This window comes from Stenotrophomonas sp. GD03680 (assembly GCF_029844625.1).
Lineage (GTDB): Bacteria > Pseudomonadota > Gammaproteobacteria > Xanthomonadales > Xanthomonadaceae > Stenotrophomonas > Stenotrophomonas maltophilia_P.
Map to the genome: position 1 here is coordinate 1 of NZ_JAOCKC010000005.1, position 17,331 is coordinate 17,331.

The 17,331-nt window shown below is 67.2% G+C and carries 13 protein-coding genes and 1 pseudogene; 4 read left to right on the forward strand and 10 right to left on the reverse strand.

Annotation, left to right across the window (positions count from 1 at the left end):
• Positions 1-218: 218 nt before the first annotated feature.
• A complete protein-coding gene (locus N5J29_RS08175) occupies positions 219-1,121 on the reverse strand; it encodes a peptidylprolyl isomerase (RefSeq protein ID WP_111185799.1) in 903 nt (300 codons plus the stop codon).
• A gap of 136 nt (positions 1,122-1,257) precedes the next feature.
• On the opposite strand from N5J29_RS08175, the gene N5J29_RS08180 reads away from it, so the two are divergent.
• Together N5J29_RS08180 and N5J29_RS08185 are read left to right on the forward strand one after the other, a co-directional pair.
• Entirely contained in the window at positions 1,258-1,623 is a 366-nt protein-coding gene (locus N5J29_RS08180) for a PadR family transcriptional regulator (protein ID WP_053519902.1), read from the forward strand.
• Positions 1,620-2,609 (forward strand): sensor domain-containing protein, encoded by a 990-nt coding sequence (locus tag N5J29_RS08185; protein ID WP_111185795.1) that lies wholly within the window; start codon positions 1,620-1,622, stop codon positions 2,607-2,609. Before N5J29_RS08180 ends, N5J29_RS08185 begins: the two co-directional genes overlap by 4 nt.
• Before the next feature lie 111 nt (positions 2,610-2,720).
• Here the strand turns inward: N5J29_RS08185 and phaZ are convergent, their stop codons facing one another.
• Together phaZ and N5J29_RS08195 are read right to left on the reverse strand one after the other, a co-directional pair.
• Positions 2,721-4,025, reverse strand: coding sequence for a polyhydroxyalkanoate depolymerase (gene phaZ, locus N5J29_RS08190; protein ID WP_053519900.1), 1,305 nt, complete (start codon positions 4,023-4,025; stop codon positions 2,721-2,723).
• 93 nt (positions 4,026-4,118) lie between these two features.
• Positions 4,119-4,709, reverse strand: coding sequence for a class I SAM-dependent methyltransferase (locus N5J29_RS08195; RefSeq protein ID WP_065181170.1), 591 nt, complete (start codon positions 4,707-4,709; stop codon positions 4,119-4,121).
• Between the two features lie 144 nt (positions 4,710-4,853).
• Here N5J29_RS08195 and N5J29_RS08200 point away from each other — a divergent pair, with 144 nt between their 5' ends.
• Both N5J29_RS08200 and N5J29_RS08205 read left to right on the forward strand, forming a co-directional pair.
• Positions 4,854-5,309, forward strand: coding sequence for a CopD family protein (locus tag N5J29_RS08200; protein ID WP_053519905.1), 456 nt, complete (start codon positions 4,854-4,856; stop codon positions 5,307-5,309).
• A 231-nt stretch (positions 5,310-5,540) separates the two neighbouring features.
• Positions 5,541-7,937 carry an autotransporter outer membrane beta-barrel domain-containing protein gene (locus N5J29_RS08205; protein ID WP_164150796.1) on the forward strand — a complete coding sequence of 799 codons (2,397 nt, stop codon included), beginning with the start codon at positions 5,541-5,543 and terminating at the stop codon, positions 7,935-7,937.
• A 118-nt stretch (positions 7,938-8,055) separates the two neighbouring features.
• On the opposite strand, the gene N5J29_RS08210 is transcribed toward N5J29_RS08205, so the two are convergent.
• From N5J29_RS08210 to lpxD, 7 genes and pseudogenes are all read right to left on the reverse strand, one after another.
• Positions 8,056-9,015 (reverse strand): acetyl-CoA carboxylase carboxyltransferase subunit alpha, encoded by a 960-nt coding sequence (locus tag N5J29_RS08210; RefSeq protein WP_164150798.1) that lies wholly within the window; start codon positions 9,013-9,015, stop codon positions 8,056-8,058.
• 150 nt (positions 9,016-9,165) lie between these two features.
• Positions 9,166-12,756 carry a DNA polymerase III subunit alpha gene (gene dnaE / locus N5J29_RS08215; RefSeq protein ID WP_053519897.1) on the reverse strand — a complete coding sequence of 1,197 codons (3,591 nt, stop codon included), beginning with the start codon at positions 12,754-12,756 and terminating at the stop codon, positions 9,166-9,168.
• Positions 12,757-12,974: 218 nt separating this feature from the next.
• Positions 12,975-13,634 carry a ribonuclease HII gene (locus tag N5J29_RS08220; RefSeq protein ID WP_065181173.1) on the reverse strand — a complete coding sequence of 220 codons (660 nt, stop codon included), beginning with the start codon at positions 13,632-13,634 and terminating at the stop codon, positions 12,975-12,977.
• A pseudogene (gene lpxB, locus N5J29_RS08225) lies at positions 13,631-14,794 on the reverse strand (lipid-A-disaccharide synthase); the annotation flags it as partial. The gene N5J29_RS08220 and the pseudogene lpxB, both read right to left, overlap by 4 nt.
• 92 nt (positions 14,795-14,886) lie before the next feature.
• Positions 14,887-15,678, reverse strand: a complete 792-nt coding sequence (gene lpxA, locus N5J29_RS08230) for an acyl-ACP--UDP-N-acetylglucosamine O-acyltransferase (protein WP_164150799.1) — start codon at positions 15,676-15,678, stop codon at positions 14,887-14,889.
• Between the two features lie 18 nt (positions 15,679-15,696).
• Positions 15,697-16,155, reverse strand: coding sequence for a 3-hydroxyacyl-ACP dehydratase FabZ (fabZ, locus tag N5J29_RS08235; RefSeq protein WP_053519893.1), 459 nt, complete (start codon positions 16,153-16,155; stop codon positions 15,697-15,699).
• Positions 16,152-17,174, reverse strand: coding sequence for a UDP-3-O-(3-hydroxymyristoyl)glucosamine N-acyltransferase (lpxD, locus tag N5J29_RS08240; protein WP_053519892.1), 1,023 nt, complete (start codon positions 17,172-17,174; stop codon positions 16,152-16,154). Before lpxD ends, fabZ begins: the two co-directional genes overlap by 4 nt.
• Positions 17,175-17,331: the final 157 nt, after the last annotated feature.

A 17,331-nucleotide genomic window follows, 5' to 3' on the forward strand; every position in this document is an offset into this window, starting at 1 on the left:
CCGCAGGTCCGGCGAGGGCGAAGAGGCGCGGGTGTCTGAGCGCAGCGAGTTCCCGCGCCGTCCCTCGACGGGCCGAGGAGCGCAGGGTACCGATGCGCAACGCGCATCGGCTCGCGGTCGGCGGAACGTTTCTTTTGGTTACTTTTCTTTGCGTACAAAGAAAAGTGACGCCCATGAACAGTGAAGCACCTTCAGCACGCGTCACGTGCAGGAACCCATCACCGCACCGGCACCGGAACATTGCACAGATCGATATGCCCTGCCGGGCGCTTGTAGAAATCATCCACGCGATTGCGTCGCGCCTCCACCGTATCGGCGAAAGTCTTTGAATCAGTACGCAACACCTGGATCGGCGTGCGTTCGGCGGCCGCCACGTCGCTGGCACGGCGGATCGAAATGATCGGCGTGCGCAGTTTCGGGTCTTCATAGAAGCCCATCGGCGCCGGGCCGCGCGGGATCGCGCTGAGCAGTTCCATGCCCTTCAGGACGCGACCGACCAGGGTGATGTTGCGGTCCAGCTGACGTGGCGACTGCCCGGTCACCACGTACAGTTCGGCACCGATGCTGCTGTCCTCGTCGTTGTTGCGACCGGCCCCCAGCATGCCGTAGCAGTGCGCCAGCCAGGCCTTGCCGGCCTGCGGATCCTGTCCGACCGGGAAGCCATCGACGAAACCGGTCTGCGCCGCCCAGCCATCGCGGTCCGGCAGCACGCTCACCTTCAGGCCGGCGCTGGCACGCTCGAACTCGGCCGGCAGCTTGCGCGCGGCACTGCCGAACGGCCTGGCCTTGGCCGGGTCATCGGCGTCGGCATCGCCGAACTGCACGACGAAGTTGTCCTGGGAACGGTAGATGCTGGTGCCGTCCCAGAAGTGCTCGTGGGCGAACGTCTGGATGTTGGCGACATGGCGTGGTGCGAACTGGGGCGCCAGTTCGATGATCACCCGGCCGGCAGGCAGATCCATGTACAGCAGGTTGGCCGGGTCGGGGGTGCGCCAATCGCTGGCGGCCGAGGCGTCAAGGATCTGCTGCGGGCTGCGGTAGGGCGTCGCTGCGCTGGCCAGCGAGGGCAACAGGCAGGCCAGGGCGAGGGCGGTCAGGGCAAGGCGACGACGGTGCGGCATGGAAACCCCGGAACATGAACGAGCCCTCGATTCTGCGCGAGCCGCAGGGCCACGCCAACCGGCAGGATGACTAACGACACATTCGCTATACCGAACTTCGCACTACTGTGGACTTCAACGTAGTGGAGGGCCGGGCATGTCGGAAGACGACATCCACCTGAAGAAGTTCCAGAAGGAGCTCAGCGCCGGAACCGTGTCGCTGGCCCTGCTGGCGGTGCTGGCCCGTACCGGCGAGCCGCTGTACGGGTACCTCATCGCCAAGGAGCTGGAGCGCGTGGGCGAGGGCGTGCTGAGTGGCAAGCAGAGCGCGCTGTACCCGGTGCTGCGCAACCTGGAGAACGGCGGCCTGCTGGAGAGCCATGTCGAGCCCTCCAGCAGCGGGCCGCCCCGGCGCTACTACCGCATCAATGACCGTGGCCGCGAAGTGCTGGCGCAGTGGCGCCAGGCCTGGCAGGCCACCCGTGATTCCGTCGATTCCGTGTTGGAGGGGGTACCGCAATGAACGACCCGAGCCTGGCAGGCCGCGCCCTGCCGACCACCATCCCGCAGTACCTGGCGCAACTGCGCGAGGCGCTGCAGGGCGCCGATCCGGCGATGGTGCAGGACGCGCTGTATGACGCCGAGGAATACCTGCGTTCCGAGCTGGCCGCCCAGCCCGGTCGCAGCGAGGCGGAGGTGATTGCCGATGTGGCCGGCAGCTACGGTGCGCCGGATGAAGTGGCGGAGATCTACCGCGAAACGGAAGTCACCGTGAACCGCGCATTGCGCACGCCGCGCGCCGACACCGCGCCGGTGCTGCGTGTGGCAGCCGAGGCCAGTGGTGTGGAACCGGCCGCGGCACCGCCGGTGCCGGTGCCGCGCTCGCTGCTGTCGCGCTTCTTTGGCGTGGTGGCCGATCCGCACACCTATGGCGCGCTGTTCTACATGCTGCTGTCGCTGGCCACCGGCATCTTCTTCTTCACCTGGGTGGTGACCGGCCTGTCGCTGTCGCTCGGCCTGCTGATCCTGATCATCGGCGTGCCGTTGACCGTGCTGTTCTTCGGTTCGGTGCGCGGGCTGGCACTGCTGGAGGGGCGCCTGGTCGAGGCGCTGCTGGGCGAGCGCATGCCGCGGCGGCCGCGCTATACCGACCGCAGCCGCAGTTGGCTGCAGCGTATCGGCGACATGTTCACGGACGGCCGCACCTGGCTGACCCTGTTGTACTTCGTGCTGATGCTGCCCTTGGGCATCGTCTACTTCACCATCGCGGTGACGCTGCTGTCGCTGTCGCTGGGACTGATCTGGGCGCCGGTGGCAGCGATCTTCAGCGGGGAAATCCCGGGCGTGTACGTTGATGGCGTGAACGTGCTGCCGATGGCTGCCTCGCCGCTGGTCGGGATCGTGGTCGCCGCGGCGGGTGCCCTGCTGCTGCTGCTGACGCTGCACCTGGCACGCGGCATCGGCAGGCTGCATGGCCTGATCGCCAAGAACCTGCTGGTGCGCCTGTAAGCGACGAGGGGTCGGATCCCTGTTCGCAGAACAGGGCCCTGACTCCGTTCGAGCGGGGTGCCGGGGTCAGAGCCCTTTCCGTTGGAAAGGGAACCGACCCCCGGCGCAGGGTCAGCCCGCCTTGCGGCGCAGCGGGGTGACGTTGCTCTTCTTCTTCGCTTTTGCCGCTGGCGCTTCTGCGTGCGCCGCGAAGAAGTCGCGTACCTTCGGGTACACCACCTCGCGCCAGCGGCGGCCGCTGAAGATGCCGTAATGGCCGGCGCCTTCGACGATGAAATGCTCGCGGCGCTCGGCCGGGATGCCCGTACACAGCGCCTGCGCAGCTTCGGTCTGGCCGAGGCCCGCGATATCGTCCAGTTCGCCTTCGATGCTCAGCAGCGCGGTATCGCGGATCGCCGAAGGGTCGACCTTTTCGCCGTTGACCACCCACTCTCCGCGCGGCAGCAGGAAGTCCTGGAAGACCACGCGGATGGTGTCCAGGTAGTACCTGGCAGGCATGTCCAGCACCGCGTTGTACTCATCATAGAAGCGGCGGTGCGCGTCGGCGTCTTCCAGATCACCCTTGACCAGGTCGGCGTAGAAGTCCCAGTGCGAGCTGAAATGGCGGCTGGGATTCATCGACAGGAAGCCGGCGTGCTGCAGGAAACCCGGGTACACGCGACGGCCTGCACCGGGGTAGCCGGCCGGCACGCTGTGGATGACGTTGTTCTCGAACCAGGACAGCGGGTTCTGGGTCGCCAGATTGTTCACCGCGGTGGGGCTGCAGCGTGCGTCGATCGGACCGCCCATCATCACCAGCGTGCGCGGGGTGGGCTCGCCACGGCTGGCCATCAGTGACACCGCGGCCAGCACCGGTACGGTCGGCTGGCACACGCTGACCACGTGCAGGCGCTCGACGCCAAGGTGGCGGATGAACTCCTGGATGTAGGCGATGTAGTCGTCCAGGCCGAAATCACCTTCGCTGGCCGCAACCATGCGCGCATCGACCCAGTCGGTGACGTAGACACGATGGTCGCGCAGCAGCGTGCGCACGGTATCGCGCAGCAGCGTGGCGTGATGGCCGGACAGCGGCGCCACCACCAGCACGAAGGGCTGGTTGAGCATGGTGTGCAGCTGGTCGGCTTCGTTGCTGTGACGCTTGAAGCGCAGCAGCTTGCAGAACGGCTTGCTCACTTCCTCGTGCACGACGATCGGCACGCGCTCGCCTTCGACCTCGATTTCGTTGATGCCCCACTCGGGCTTCTCGTAATCCTTGCCGATGCGATGGAACAGTTCGTTGACCGCCGCCAGGCGTTCGGCACCCGGCATCTGCGACCACCAGTGGCCGGGATTGGCGAAGAACTTGGCGTTGGCCTGGGCCTGGTGCACCCAGGGGGCGAGCAGGTTGCGGGTCAGTTCGTGCAGTTGATAGAGCATGACGACCGAATATGTATGGTCATATGTTGCCGCGCAGCATATCCCATCCGGGTGTCCCGCAGGTTAAGTTGGCTCAAAATAATGAATCCGGATTCACATCCGTTCCAGCGCGGCCGCATCGCCTGCCAGGGCGGGGCCGAGCCAGCAGTGCGACCCTGCCGGCTGCAGGCCGTGCCGGGCCAGCGTCCGGCGATACCAGCCTGCCGGGCGGGCCTGGAAGCCCTCGTGGTCGCCCTCGAACGCGTCCTCGGCTGCGAAGGTCTCCAGGAACGCGATGCCGCCGGTCAGCTCGGCCACGCCCGCCAGGCCGGCGCGCAGCTCGCGGTCGGGCACGTAATGCATCACGTCCGAGCAGACCAGCAGGTCCACCGGCGCGCACGGCCGCAGCCAGGCGAAGTCGCCGAAGCGGGCCAGATGCAGGTTGCGGGTCCGGCCATAGCGACGCACAGCGTACTCGCTGCTGTCGAAGCCCAGATACTCGACCTTCGGACGCAGTTTCCGCAGCGGCGCGCGCCAGGCCCCCTCGCCGCAGCCGATGTCCAGCACGCTGCGGATCGGCCGCTCCAGGTAGTACTCGGCACTGGCCACCGCCAATGCCACCTTGCGGGCGAGGCGGGCGCTGCCGCCGATGTCGGCCCGGCGGTACCAGCGCTGGAAGTAGGCGGCGTCGTAGGTCTTGTCCACGCAGAAGGAGGTTTCGTTGAAAACGGCGCCTATCGTACGGCGTTGCCGCTCGCCATGCGTCGATCGGTCGCGCCGACCGCAGCCGGTACACCGGCTCGCCATGCGAGAATGGCCGCCACCTACGCCAGCCGCTGGAGCGAGCGCATGCAGAGCTACTACTGGGTCAAGACCTTCCACATCGTGTTCGTGGTGGCGTGGATGGCGACGGTGTTCTATCTGCCGCGCATCCTGGTGAACCTGGCCGAGGCGGCGGGACAACCCGCGGTGGTCGAGCGCCTGCAGCTGATGGGCCTGCGCCTGTACCGTTTCGGCCACTCGATGTTCGGCCTGGCCTTCGTCCTGGGACTGGTGTTGTGGCTGGGCTACCGGGTCATTCCGGACTTCCCGACGATGGTCGCGCCGGGCGGTGCCGGCTGGCTGCATGCCAAGCTCGGCCTGGTGGTGCTGCTGCTGGTCTACTTCGGTTGGACCGGCCGCCTGCTCAAGGGCGTCGCCAAGGGCCGGCCTCTGCCGTCCTCGCGCGCGCTGCGCTGGATCAACGAAATCCCGCTGCTGGCCTTCATTCCGATCGTCTGGCTGGTGCTGGCCAAACCCTTCTGAGCCGGCGCACATCGCGCACCTCCAGATGAATCGCCGCGTAACCTGACAAGCGGCGCGGCGCGCCTTGCAACAAATTGCATGGGCCCCGCCCGTGCGTCTCCAGATACTGCGCGCCTTCGACACAGCGGCTGCCTGCAGCAGTCCCGCCATCGCTCCACGTGGGCACAGGCTGGATTGCGAGGTACTGCACGCACGCTGTGCCGCCTACGTGCCCCCCTCTGGAGATCCGTCATGAAATACACCCATCGTTCCGCTGCACGCGGGCGTTCTCTTGCGTTGCGTCCGCTCTCGCAATGCCTGCTGCTGGCACTGGCCCTGCCGTTGGCCCAGCACGCTTCTGCCGGCAACCTCAACGGCGAGGACCACGAGGTGGTGCAGGGGGATCCGATCGAGGCATGGCAGGTGACCAATGGGTCCAACCTGACGGTGACCGACGCGTCCACTTACGGCATCAATGCGACCTACGGCTCCAATGTCGTGCTCACGCGTGCGGATGTGCTGGTCCGCAATGCCAATCAGAACATTCACGTGCAATCGGGTTCCAGCCTGATCGCGCGCAACAGCCGCATCGACCTGGGCATGACCCAGTTCAACATCTCGGTCGATTCGTCGGCACGCCTCTACAACACGCGGATCGATTCCATCGGTGGTGCCATCGCCTTGTACCCGGAATTCCGCGGTGGACAGGGCGACGTGTACCTTCTGATGGACAACTCCCACCTGGCGGTGGCGCACCGCGACAGCACTGCCTGGTACCACAACATCGGTCTGAGTATGGGCGCGGGCAGGGCTGACATCGTCAACGGTTCGACGATCCGGGCCAGCCGCAACGGCGCCGTCATGTACTTCGAATATCGGGGTGCGGACAACCTGGTATTGAACGTCGACAATTCCACCCTGGAGTCGCAGACCGGCCCGGCGATCTGGGTCAATCCCGATGTCGACTGGGGCAGTCCCCATGCCGACGTCGACGGCGAATCCGCCGAGATCAACATCCGCAACGGTGCGCGCCTGATTGCCGGCGATGGCACGCTGCTGCTGGTCAAGCATGGCGAGGAGGGGCAGGTCGGCAACGTTGCTGTGCGCTTCAACGTGGAGAACGCGGCGCTGACCGGCGACATCATTGCCGATCGCGCCTCCTACACGGGCCAGCTGGATGTCTCGCTGCGCAACCGCGCCACGCTGATCGGCCGCATCGTCGATGCGAGCTCGGTGGCGGTGGGTGAGCAGAGCACCTGGCAGCTGACCGGCGACAGCAGTGTCGGCCGTCTGCAGCTGGATGCGGGCAGCATGGTCAAGCTGGGCGACGGCGCGGGCGGCTTCAACACGCTGTCCCTGGACGAGTTCGTCGGTAACGGCGGCACGCTGGTATTCAACACGGTGCTTGGCGAGGACGACTCGCAGACCGACCGCCTGGTGATCGCCGGTGATGCGACCGGGCAGGCCAATGTGCGGGTGCTCAACGCCGGCGGCCAGGGCGCGCAGACCGACAAGGGCATCGAGCTGATCGAGATCAACGGCGCGTCCGACGCCCAGTTCGACCTGGTCGGCCGTGCGGTCGGCGGGCAGTACGAGTACTTCCTGTTCAAGGATGAGGCCGACGGCAACTGGTACCTGCGTTCGGAACTGCCGGTGACGCCGCCGGATCCCTGTGACCTGGATCCGTCGCTGCCCGACTGCGACCCGACCGGTCCGATCAATCCGGATCCGAAGCCGGTGCTGCGCCCGGAGACCGGCGCGTACCTGGCCAACCAGTACGCCGCAGGGCAGTTGTTCCGCCTGCAGCGCAGTGATCGCGACGGCAATGCCGCCGTTGCCGAGGGTGTGCACGGCTGGGCACGCGTGGACAGCCAGCAGGCGCGCCTGGGGGCCATGCAGGAGCAGCTGGATCTGCGCACGCAGCGCCATGTGGTGCAGGTGGGCGCAGACGTGGGGCTGTTCGATGAAGGGCGTGGCCGCCTGGGCGTGATGCTCGGTAGTGGGCGTGCTGACAGCACCAGCACCTCGGCGCTGACCGGCTTTGCGGCACGCGGCAAGGTCGCCGGCGTGGCCGCAGGGGTGTACGGCAGCTGGAACAATGGTCGTGCCTATGTGGACAGCTGGGTGCAGCACGGCCGCTTCAACAACCGGGTGGAAGGCGATGGCCTGGCCGCGGAGCGCTACGACAGCGACCTGTGGCAGGGTTCGCTGGAGGCGGGTTACCGCTTCGGCGTCGGCACGCTGGGCGACAGCAGGGTCAGCCTGCAGCCGGAGCTGCAGCTGGTCTACACCAACGTCAGCACGGATCGACATACCGAGCAGAACGGCACCGTGGTGCGTGGCCTGGGCGAAAGTGGCCTGTCCGGCCGCCTCGGCCTGCGCCTGGAAGCGGAATCGACCAGCACGCATGGCGCCGTGGTGACCCCGTACCTGACCGCCAACTGGTATCGCGACGCCCGCACGGGTGGCATGGCGTTCGATGACGTGGCCATGGACAGCGACGCGCCGCGCAACCGCTACGCGCTGGGTGCAGGCGCGCGGGTGGAATTCACCAAGGGCTGGACGGGCTGGGGCGGTCTGGACGTGAGCCGCGGTGACTCCGGCTACCGCGAAGTCAGCGCCACGCTGGGCATGTCCTACAACTGGTAAGCAGATCGGCGTACGGCGGGCCCGTACGCGCAGGAACAGGGACGTATCGCCACACGGATGTGGCACTGAAGCCGGGCATTGCCCGGCTTCAGGCGTTACCGTGCAGCGGAAGCAGCGATTACGCCGCCTCGTAGGTGCCGTAGCTGCGCAGGCGCTTGTAGCGCTGCTCGAGCAGTTCCGCGGTGGACAGCTTGTCCAGCGCGTCCAGCTCGTTCAGCAGCACGGCCTTCAGGCGCCGGGCCATCTGCGTCGGGTTGCGGTGGGCGCCGCCGGTCGGCTCGCGCACGACCTTGTCGACCAGGCCCAGGCTCTTCAGGCGCGGGGCGGTCAGGCCCAGCTGTTCGGCCGCGTCCTTGGCCTTGCCGGCGTCCTTCCACAGGATCGAGGCGCAGCCTTCCGGGGTAATGGTCGAATACACCGCGTACTCCAGCATCACGGTGCGGTCGCCCACGCCCAGTGCCAGCGCGCCGCCCGAGCCGCCTTCGCCGATCACGGTGCAGATCACCGGCACCTTCAGTTCGGCCATTTCCATCAGGTTGCGCGCGATCGCTTCGGACTGGCCGCGCGATTCGGCGTCGATGCCCGGCCAGGCGCCGGCGGTGTCGATCAGGGTCAGCACCGGCAGGCCGAAACGCTCGGCCATCTTCATCAGGCGCAGCGCCTTGCGGTAGCCCTCGGGCTTGGGCATGCCGAAGTTGCGCTTGATCTTCTCCTTGGTGTCGCGGCCCTTCTGGTGGCCGATGACCATCACCGCGCGGCCATTGATGCGGGCCAGGCCGCCCATGATGGCCTTGTCGTCGGCAAAGGCGCGATCACCGGCCAGTTCCTGGAACTCATCGAAGATGATGCGGATGTAATCGGCGGTGTAGGGCCGCGACGGGTGGCGGGCCAGCTGCAGCACCTGCCAGGAGGTCAGGTTGCGGAAGATCTGTGCGGTACGCATGCGCAGCTTGTCCTGCAGCGCGTGCACTTCGGCCTCGACATTGACCGCCGGACCGGCACTGGCGTTGCGCAGCTCCTGGATCTTCGCTTCCAGGTCGGCGATGGGTTGCTCGAAGTCGAGGTAGTTCGGATTCATCGGAAGCCGTCGTGTAAAGAAGGAGGAAAGTGTAGCCGAACCCGGTGAAATTCCCCGTACGCCCCTGTCTGGAGCGTACGGAGGGGCTGGCCGGCAGGCAGCGCGCTGCCTTGGCCGCGCCGGCTGGACGCGGGACCTGGCGGGGCGGGATCAGCTGGCCCAGGGCGGGCTGTAGCGCACCTTCAGGGTGCGCACGGCCGGGTCGGCGCGCAGCGCTTCCATCAGCTTCGAGTCGATGCGCACGGCGCTCTGTCCGGACACGTCGAGCATGCCGGCGATGCCACCGTGCGGGCCCTTCAGCAGCAGGTCCAGGCGCAGGGGGGTGCGGCCGGGGCGATGGCGGTCGAGCAGGGCATCGATGCGCTCCCACACCGGCCGCTGCTGGCGCAGGTCCAGCCGCAGCGACAGGCGCGTAGCGTAGTTGGCGCAGACCTCATCGAAATCCCAGCACTGGCGGATGCGCAGGGCGTAGCCACCGTTGAATTCGTCTTCACGCAGGCCGCCCTTGACCACCAGGATGCGGTCCTTGGTCATCAGGTGGCCGAACTCGGCCAGGGTGTCGGAGAACGCGCTGCACTCCACGCGTCCACGCCCGTCCTCGAGCTGGATGAAGATCTGGCTTTCGCCCTTGCGGCGAACGCCGACCACCTGGCCGGCCAGCACGGTCTGCACTTCCGGCCGCCACCGCTTCTCACCGCCACCACCACCGCCGCTGTTGGCGCTCCAGATCTTTTCCACCGCGCCCAGATCGTTGCCGACCAGATCGCGCACGTCGTCGCGCCACGGATCGAATGGATGGCCGCTGAGGTAGAAGCCCAGCGTGTCGCGCTCGCCGTTCAGGCGCTGCAGCAGGGGCCACTCTTCGGCCTCCGGCAGGTCCAGCTGGATCGTCGTCGCGCTCGGGTCCGGCCCACCGAACAGCGAGTTCTGCCCGGAGGCGCGCTCGCGTGCCATCTGCTCGGTGGCCTTGATCACTTCCGGCAGCTGCAGCATCAGCGAGGCGCGGTTGCGGCCCAGCTCATCCAGTGCGCCGCAGTTGATCATCGCTTCCAGGGTGCGCCGGTTGAGCTTGGCCGAGCCGACGCGGGTACAGAAATCGAGCAGGTCGGTGTAGTTCCCGCCCCGCAGCCGCTCGTCCACCACCGCTTCGCAGGCACCCTGGCCGACACCTTTGATCGCACCCAGGCCGTACTGGATGGTGTCCGGCGTGGCTGCCTCGAACATGAAGGCGGACTGGTTCACCTTCGGCGGCAGCACGGTCAGGCCGAGGTTGCGCACCTCGTCGAGGAAGCCGACCACCTTGTCGGTGTTGTCCATGTCCGAAGACAGCGTGGCCGCCATGAACTCGGCCGGGTAATGGCGCTTGAGCCACGCGGTCTGGTAACTGACCAGCGCGTAGGCAGCGGCGTGCGACTTGTTGAAGCCGTAGCCGGCGAACTTCTCCATCAGGTCGAAGATCTCGTCGGCCTTGGGGCCGTCGACGCCGCCCTTGGCCGCACCCTCGCGGAAGATCTCGCGGTGCTTGGCCATTTCCGCCGGCACCTTCTTGCCCATCGCACGACGCAGCAGGTCGGCGCCGCCCAGCGAGTAGCCGCCGACGATCTGCGCCATCTGCATCACCTGCTCCTGGTACACCATGATGCCGTAGGTGTCCTTGAGGATGGCTTCGGTGCGCGGATCGGGATAGATGATCTCTTCCTGCCCGTGCTTGCGCGCGTTGAAGGACGGAATCAGGTCCATCGGGCCGGGGCGGTACAGCGACACCAGCGCGATCAGGTCTTCGAAACGGTCGGGGCGTGCGTCCTTCAGCAGGCGGCGCATGCCGGAGGATTCGAACTGGAAGACCGCACCGGTGTTGCCGTTGGCGAAGATGTCCTTGTAGGTCGGCGCGTCGTCCAGCGGGATCGCCGCGATGTCCACCGGCGGAATGCCGGCGCGCGCGTGGCGCTTGTTGATCGCCTTCACTGCCCAGTCGATGATGGTCAGCGTGCGCAGGCCAAGGAAGTCGAACTTCACCAGGCCCACTTCTTCGACGTCGTTCTTGTCGAACTGGGTGACCGGATTCTTGCCGATGCCGTTCTCGTCGTGTTCGGCGTACAGCGGGCAGAACTCGCTCAGCGGCTCGGGGCCGATCACCACGCCACCGGCGTGCTTGCCGGCGTTGCGGGTGAGGTCTTCCAGCTGCAGCGCCAGATCGATCAGGTCACGGACATCGTCTTCGGTCTCGTAACGCTGGATCAGCTCGGCCGATGCCATCTCCGAGCCCGGGCCTTCCTTGCCCTTGCCGAGCGCATCCTTCAGGTGGATGCCGAGGATGTTCGGGATCAGCTTGGAGACGCCGTCAACCAGGCCATAGGGGAAACCGAGCACACGGCCGGAATCGCGCACCACGGCCTTGGCGGCCATGGTGCCGTAGGTGATGATCTGGCTGACGCGTTCGCGCCCGTATTTGCGCGCGACGTAGTCGATCACTTCGTCGCGGCGGTCCATGCAGAAATCGATGTCGAAGTCGGGCATCGACACGCGTTCCGGATTCAGGAAGCGCTCGAACAGCAGGTTGTAGGGCAGCGGATCCAGGTCGGTGATCTTCAGCGCCCACGCCACCAGCGAACCGGCACCAGAACCACGGCCCGGGCCGATCGGGATGCCCTGGTTCTTGCCCCACTGGATGAAGTCGGCCACGATCAGGAAGTAGCCGGGGAAACCCATCTTGATGATGGTGTCGAGCTCGAATTCGAGGCGCTCGAAGTACTCCTCGCGGGTCTTGCCCGGCGCCAGCGGATTCTTCTGCAGGCGTTCTTCCAGGCCGTCGCGCGACATCTTCTGGATCCAGGTATCCAGGGTCTCGTCGTCCGGCACCGGGTAGTTGGGCAGGAAGTAGGTGCCCAGCCGCATCTCGATGTTGCAGCGCTCGGCCAGCGCCAGCGTGTTGTCGATCGCATCGGGGATGTCGGCGAACAGCGCGCACATCTCCTCGGCCGACTTCAGGTACTGCTGGTCACTGTACTCGCGCGGCCGCTTGGGATCGTCCAGCACGCGGCCGGTCGAGATGCACACACGTGCCTCATGCGCGCTGAAGTCCGACGGTGCAAGGAAGCGCACATCGTTGCTGGCCACCACCGGCAGGCCGCGCTGGCCGGCGGCCATCAGCGCGAAGCGGTTGAAGGCCTCCTCGCCGTCGCGGCCGGTGCGGGTCAGCTCCAGGTGCAGGCCATCGCCGAACACCCGCTGCCAGTCGGCCAGATGCTGCTCGGCAAGGTCGTGCTTGCCGTCCAGCGCCAGGCGCCCGGCCAGGCTCTCGCGCCCGGCCAGCGCGAACAGGTTGGCGTTGCCCGCCTTCAACCAGTCCGGATGCACGGCGACGCCGCCTTCCGGACGATGGCCCTCCATCCAGGCACGGGTCAGCAGCCGCGACAGGCTCAGGTAGCCTTCGCGGTCGCGGCACAGCAGGGTCATCCGCCACGGGTCCTGGCCCTCCTCGGCGATCATCACGTCGGCGCCGGCGATCGGCTTGATGCCCACGCCTTCGGCTGCCTTGTAGAACTTGATCAGGGCGAACAGATTGTTGAGGTCGGTCACCGCCAGCGCGGGTAGGCCCAGCTCGACCGAGCGTGACAGCAGGTTGGCCTGCTTTGCCTTCTTCGGGTCGGCCTGGTCCGGCTTGGCCGGCACACGGATGGTCGAGTCCGCCAGCGAGAACTCGGTGTGGACGTGGAGATGTACGAAACGGGAGTTGGACATGCCGGACCAGGTTGGAGCGCGGGGGCCCCGGGTGCCGACGGGAGTTCGTCGCCGGGGTCGGGAAGCGCTGGAATGCCCGGTCAGGGTAGCGAGGGCAGGGAGAGGCGACAAGCTCTTGACGGCGCGTCGATTGCGCGAACATGCCGCCGGGCATGGCCCGGCGCTACCGCCGCAATGTGGGCGCACGATGCCGCCGGGCCATGCCCGGCGGCGGTTGTTCAGGCGATGGCCGCGGCCGCCGGGTTTTCCAGGCATTCACGCACCGGGGCGAAACTGCGCCGGTGCTCGCCACAGGGGCCGTGTTCACGCAGTGCCGCCAGGTGGGCCGGAGTGCCGTAGCCCTTGTGCTGGTCGAAACCGTAGTGCGGATGCTGTACGTGCAGGTCCTGCATGTACCGGTCGCGCGACACCTTGGCTAGGATCGAGGCCGCCATGATCGCGCGGTCGATGCCATCGCCACCAACCAGCGCCTGCGCCGGCAGTACCAGCCCCTTCGGAACCACGTTGCCGTCGATGCGGGCGAAGCCGGCCACGTGGGCCACGGCCGCCACCACGTCGCGCATGCCCTGCAGGGTGGCCTGGTAGATGTTCAGGCGGTCGATCGCTGCCACGTCCACCAGCACCACATGCCAGGCCAGGGCGCGATCGATGATTCGATCGTACAGCTGCTCGCGGCGCGCGGCGGTGAGCTGCTTGGAGTCATCCAGGCCGTTGATGCGCGGGCGGGCAGGATCGAATACCACCGCCGCGACGGCGACCGGCCCGGCCAGCGGGCCACGGCCGGCCTCATCGACACCGGCGACCAGGCGGTCCGGTTCAACCCGCAGTGAACCGTCGAACAGGGCCAGGCTGGCTGCGGCGGCGTGGCGGCGGCTCATGCCTTGTCCAGTTCGCGTACCAGCAGCTCGCCGACAGCGTCGGCGGCGCGTGCCGAGGCATTGCGGCGCAGGCGTTCATGCAGGCGCGAATAGGTTCCCTGCAGGTCGGCGGCCCGTTGCGGATGGTCGAACCACTGCTGGATGGCGGCGGCCAGCTTGTCCGGCGTGCAGTCGTGCTGCATCAGCTCCGGTGCCAGGTCCTGGCCGGCCAGGATGTTGGGCAGGGCGAAGCGGTCGACCTTGATCAGGCCCAGCGCCTTGACCAGGCGGTAGGTCAGTTCGTTGACGCGATAGCCGACCACCATCGGCCGCTTCACCAGCATGGCTTCCAGGGTCGCGGTACCGGAGGCGAGCACCACCACGTCGGCGGCGATCATGGCGTCGCGGGCCTGGCCATCAAGCACATGCGAGTAGGCGACCGGCAGCGCCGAACGCGACAGCTGTTCCTCGATCAGGCGACGGCAGGCGGCATTGGCGGCAGGCACCACGACGTGCAGCCCCGGAATCCGCTCGGAAACCTGCCACGCAGCCTCGAAGAACGGCTCGCCCAGGCGCGAGATCTCGCCCAGGCGGCTGCCCGGCAGCACCGCCAGCACCTTGGCCGTGGCCGGCAGGCCCAGCGCGGCACGGGCTTCGTCGCGGTTGCCCTGCAGCGGAATGTCATCGGCCATCGGATGACCGACAAAGCGCGCGTCGATTCCGTGCCGGGCGTAGATGGGGGGTTCCATCGGGAACAGGCACAGCACGAGGTCGGCACTGTTGCCGATCTTCTCGGCGCGCTTCTCGCGCCACGCCCAGACCGAAGGGCTGACGTAATGCACGGTGCGCACGCCACGCTGCTTCAGCCAGCGCTCGATGCCCAGGTTGAAGTCCGGCGCATCGATGCCGATGAACACGTCCGGCTGCCACTCGAGCGCGCGCTGGCGGAAGGCCGAGCGCAGCTTCAACAGGCGCGGCAGGTGGCGCAGGACTTCGGTCAGCCCCATCACCGCCAGTTCGCTGGCATCGTGCCAGGTCTGGCAACCGGCATTGCGCATGGCATCGCCGCCGATGCCGGCGAACTCGGCGTTCGGGAAGCGGGCCTTCAACTCGCGCACCAGGCCGGCACCGAGCAGGTCGCCGGAGGCCTCACCGGCCACCAGTGCGATCCGCAGCGGCCGCTCGCTGAGCACCCGCTGTGCAGGCACGCTGCCGGCCAGGGAGGCCAGCGGAATGACAGCGGCGCCGGCCGGCGCCTGGCCGGACGTGCTGCTCATCGCAGCAGGGGCCTCTCTGCATGTTCGATGAAATCCAGCATGGACTTCACGTCCTCGCTGTCGCGCGCCTGTTCAACCAACTGCTGCTTGGCTTCGGCCAGCGGCAGGCCGGCCACGTACAGGGTCCGGTAGGCACGCTTGATGGCGGAGATGCGTTCGGCATCGAAACCGCGGCGCTTCAGGCCTTCACTGTTGATGCCGCGCGGGCGGCCCAGCGAATCGGAGCCCACCATGGTGAACGGCGGAACATCGCCGTTGGTCAGCGCACCCATGCCGAGGAAGGCGTGGGCGCCGATGCGGCAGAACTGATGGGCACCGGCGAAGCCGCTGATGATCACGTAGTCGCCGACAGTGACGTGGCCGGCCAGCGTGGTGTTGTTGGAGAACACGCAGGCGTTGCCGACGTAACAGTCGTGTGCCACATGCGTATAGGCCAGCATCCAGTTGTCGTCACCGATCGTGGTGATGCCACCGCCGCCGCCGGTACCGCGGTTGACGGTGACGAACTCGCGGAACACGTTGCGGTCGCCGATCACCAGTTCGGTGCGTTCACCGGCGAACTTCTTGTCCTGCGGCTCGCCGCCGATGGCTGCGTGGCCGATGAAGCGGTTGTCGCGGCCGATCCGGGTCGGTCCGAGAATGCTGCAGTGTGGGCCGACGATCGTGCCTGCGCCGATGTCCACATCGGCACCGATCAGGGTGAAGGCACCGACCTGCACATCGTCGGCCAGCCGGGCGGACGGGTCGATGACGGCGGTGGGGTGGATCCGTGGGGCGTTGTCAGTCATTCCTGGCTCCGTTATGGCTCAGCCCTTGGCACCGGCGCACATGACCTCGGCAGAGGCCACCACTTCGCCGTTGACCTTGGCTTCGCCGTAGTACCAGCCCATGTTGCGGATCAGCCGCTTCATCTGCACGTCCAGCAGCAGCACATCGCCCGGCACCACCTGCTTGTTGAAGCGGGCGTTCTCCACCTTGACCATGTAGAACAGCTTGGACTGCGCATCGCGGCCGAGCGAGAGCTGGGTCATCACACCGCCGGCCTGCGCCAGTGCCTCGATGATCAGCACGCCGGGCATGATCGGGCGGCCCGGGAAATGGCCCTGGAAGAACGGCTCGTTGATGCTCACGTTCTTCTGGGCAAGGATGCGCTTGGCGTCCACATCCAGCTCGAGGACCTTGTCCACCAGCAGGAACGGGTAGCGGTGCGGGATCAGCTCCTGGATCTGGAGGACATCGATCGGAAGCTGCAGCGTGTCGTTCATTCTTTCTCCTTGCTCACAGCCAGGATGCGCCGGGCCAGCGTATCGAGCTGCTTGAAGCGCGCGGCGTTCTTGCGCCACGTGCGGTTGTCGGTCAACGGGGTGCCGGACGAATACTCGCCCGGCTCATGGATGGAGTTGCGCACCACCGATTTGCCGGTGATCACGACCTTGTCGCAGATCTCCAGGTGGCCGACCACGCCTACGTGGCCGCCGAGCAGGCAGTAACGTCCGATCTTGGCGCTGCCGGCAATGCCGGTGCAGCCCGCGATGGCCGAGTGCGCGCCGATCTGCACGTTGTGTGCGATCTGCACCAGGTTGTCCAGGCGCACGTCTTCGTCCAGCACGGTGTCTTCCAGCGCGCCGCGGTCCACGCAGGTGTTGGCGCCGATTTCGCAGTCGTCGCCGATGCGCACGCCGCCAAGCTGCGGCACCTTGATCCACCTGCCCGCGTCCATCGCCAGGCCGAAGCCATCGGCGCCGAGCACGGCGCCGGGGTGGACGCGCACCCGCTTGCCCAGCCGGACGCGGGTGACCAGGGTGACCCGGGCGATCAGTTCGCAGCCGTTGTCCAGGCTGCAATCCTCGCCGATCACGCTGCCGGTGCCGATGATGCAGTTCTCGCCGACCACGCTGCGGGCGCCGATGGACACGAACGGACCGATATGGGCGCTGGCTGCGACCTGGGCGGTGGGATCGATGACGGCGCTGGGATGGATGCCCGGCGGGCGCGTCGGTGCGATGTCGAACAGCGCGGCGATCTTGGCGAAGGTGGTGTACGGGTCCTTGGCCACGAGCGCGGCGCCGGGAGCCGCCTCGGCATCGTCGGCACGCAGCACCACCAGCGAGGCCTGGCTGTCGGCCAGCTGGGTGCGGTAGCGCGGATTGGCGAGGAAGGTCAGCTGGCCAGGGCCGGCATGGGCGAGGGTGGCCACGCCATGGATGGCGGTGGCGGGGTCGCCATGGACCTGCAGGCCGAACTGCTCGGCGAGTTGCTGGGCGGTGTAGGAGGGAGTATTCACGGCGGGAGTTTAACGTGTGACGCCATTGCGGTCATGCGGGGGGCAGAGCGTGGCGCCTGCCTGGTACGGGCGGGAGACGGCGGGTGGCCCTGGCCAGGACCGTTGGCGCCATGGATGGCGCCATCGAGCACCATGGAGGGGCTTCTGCGTGTCCTGG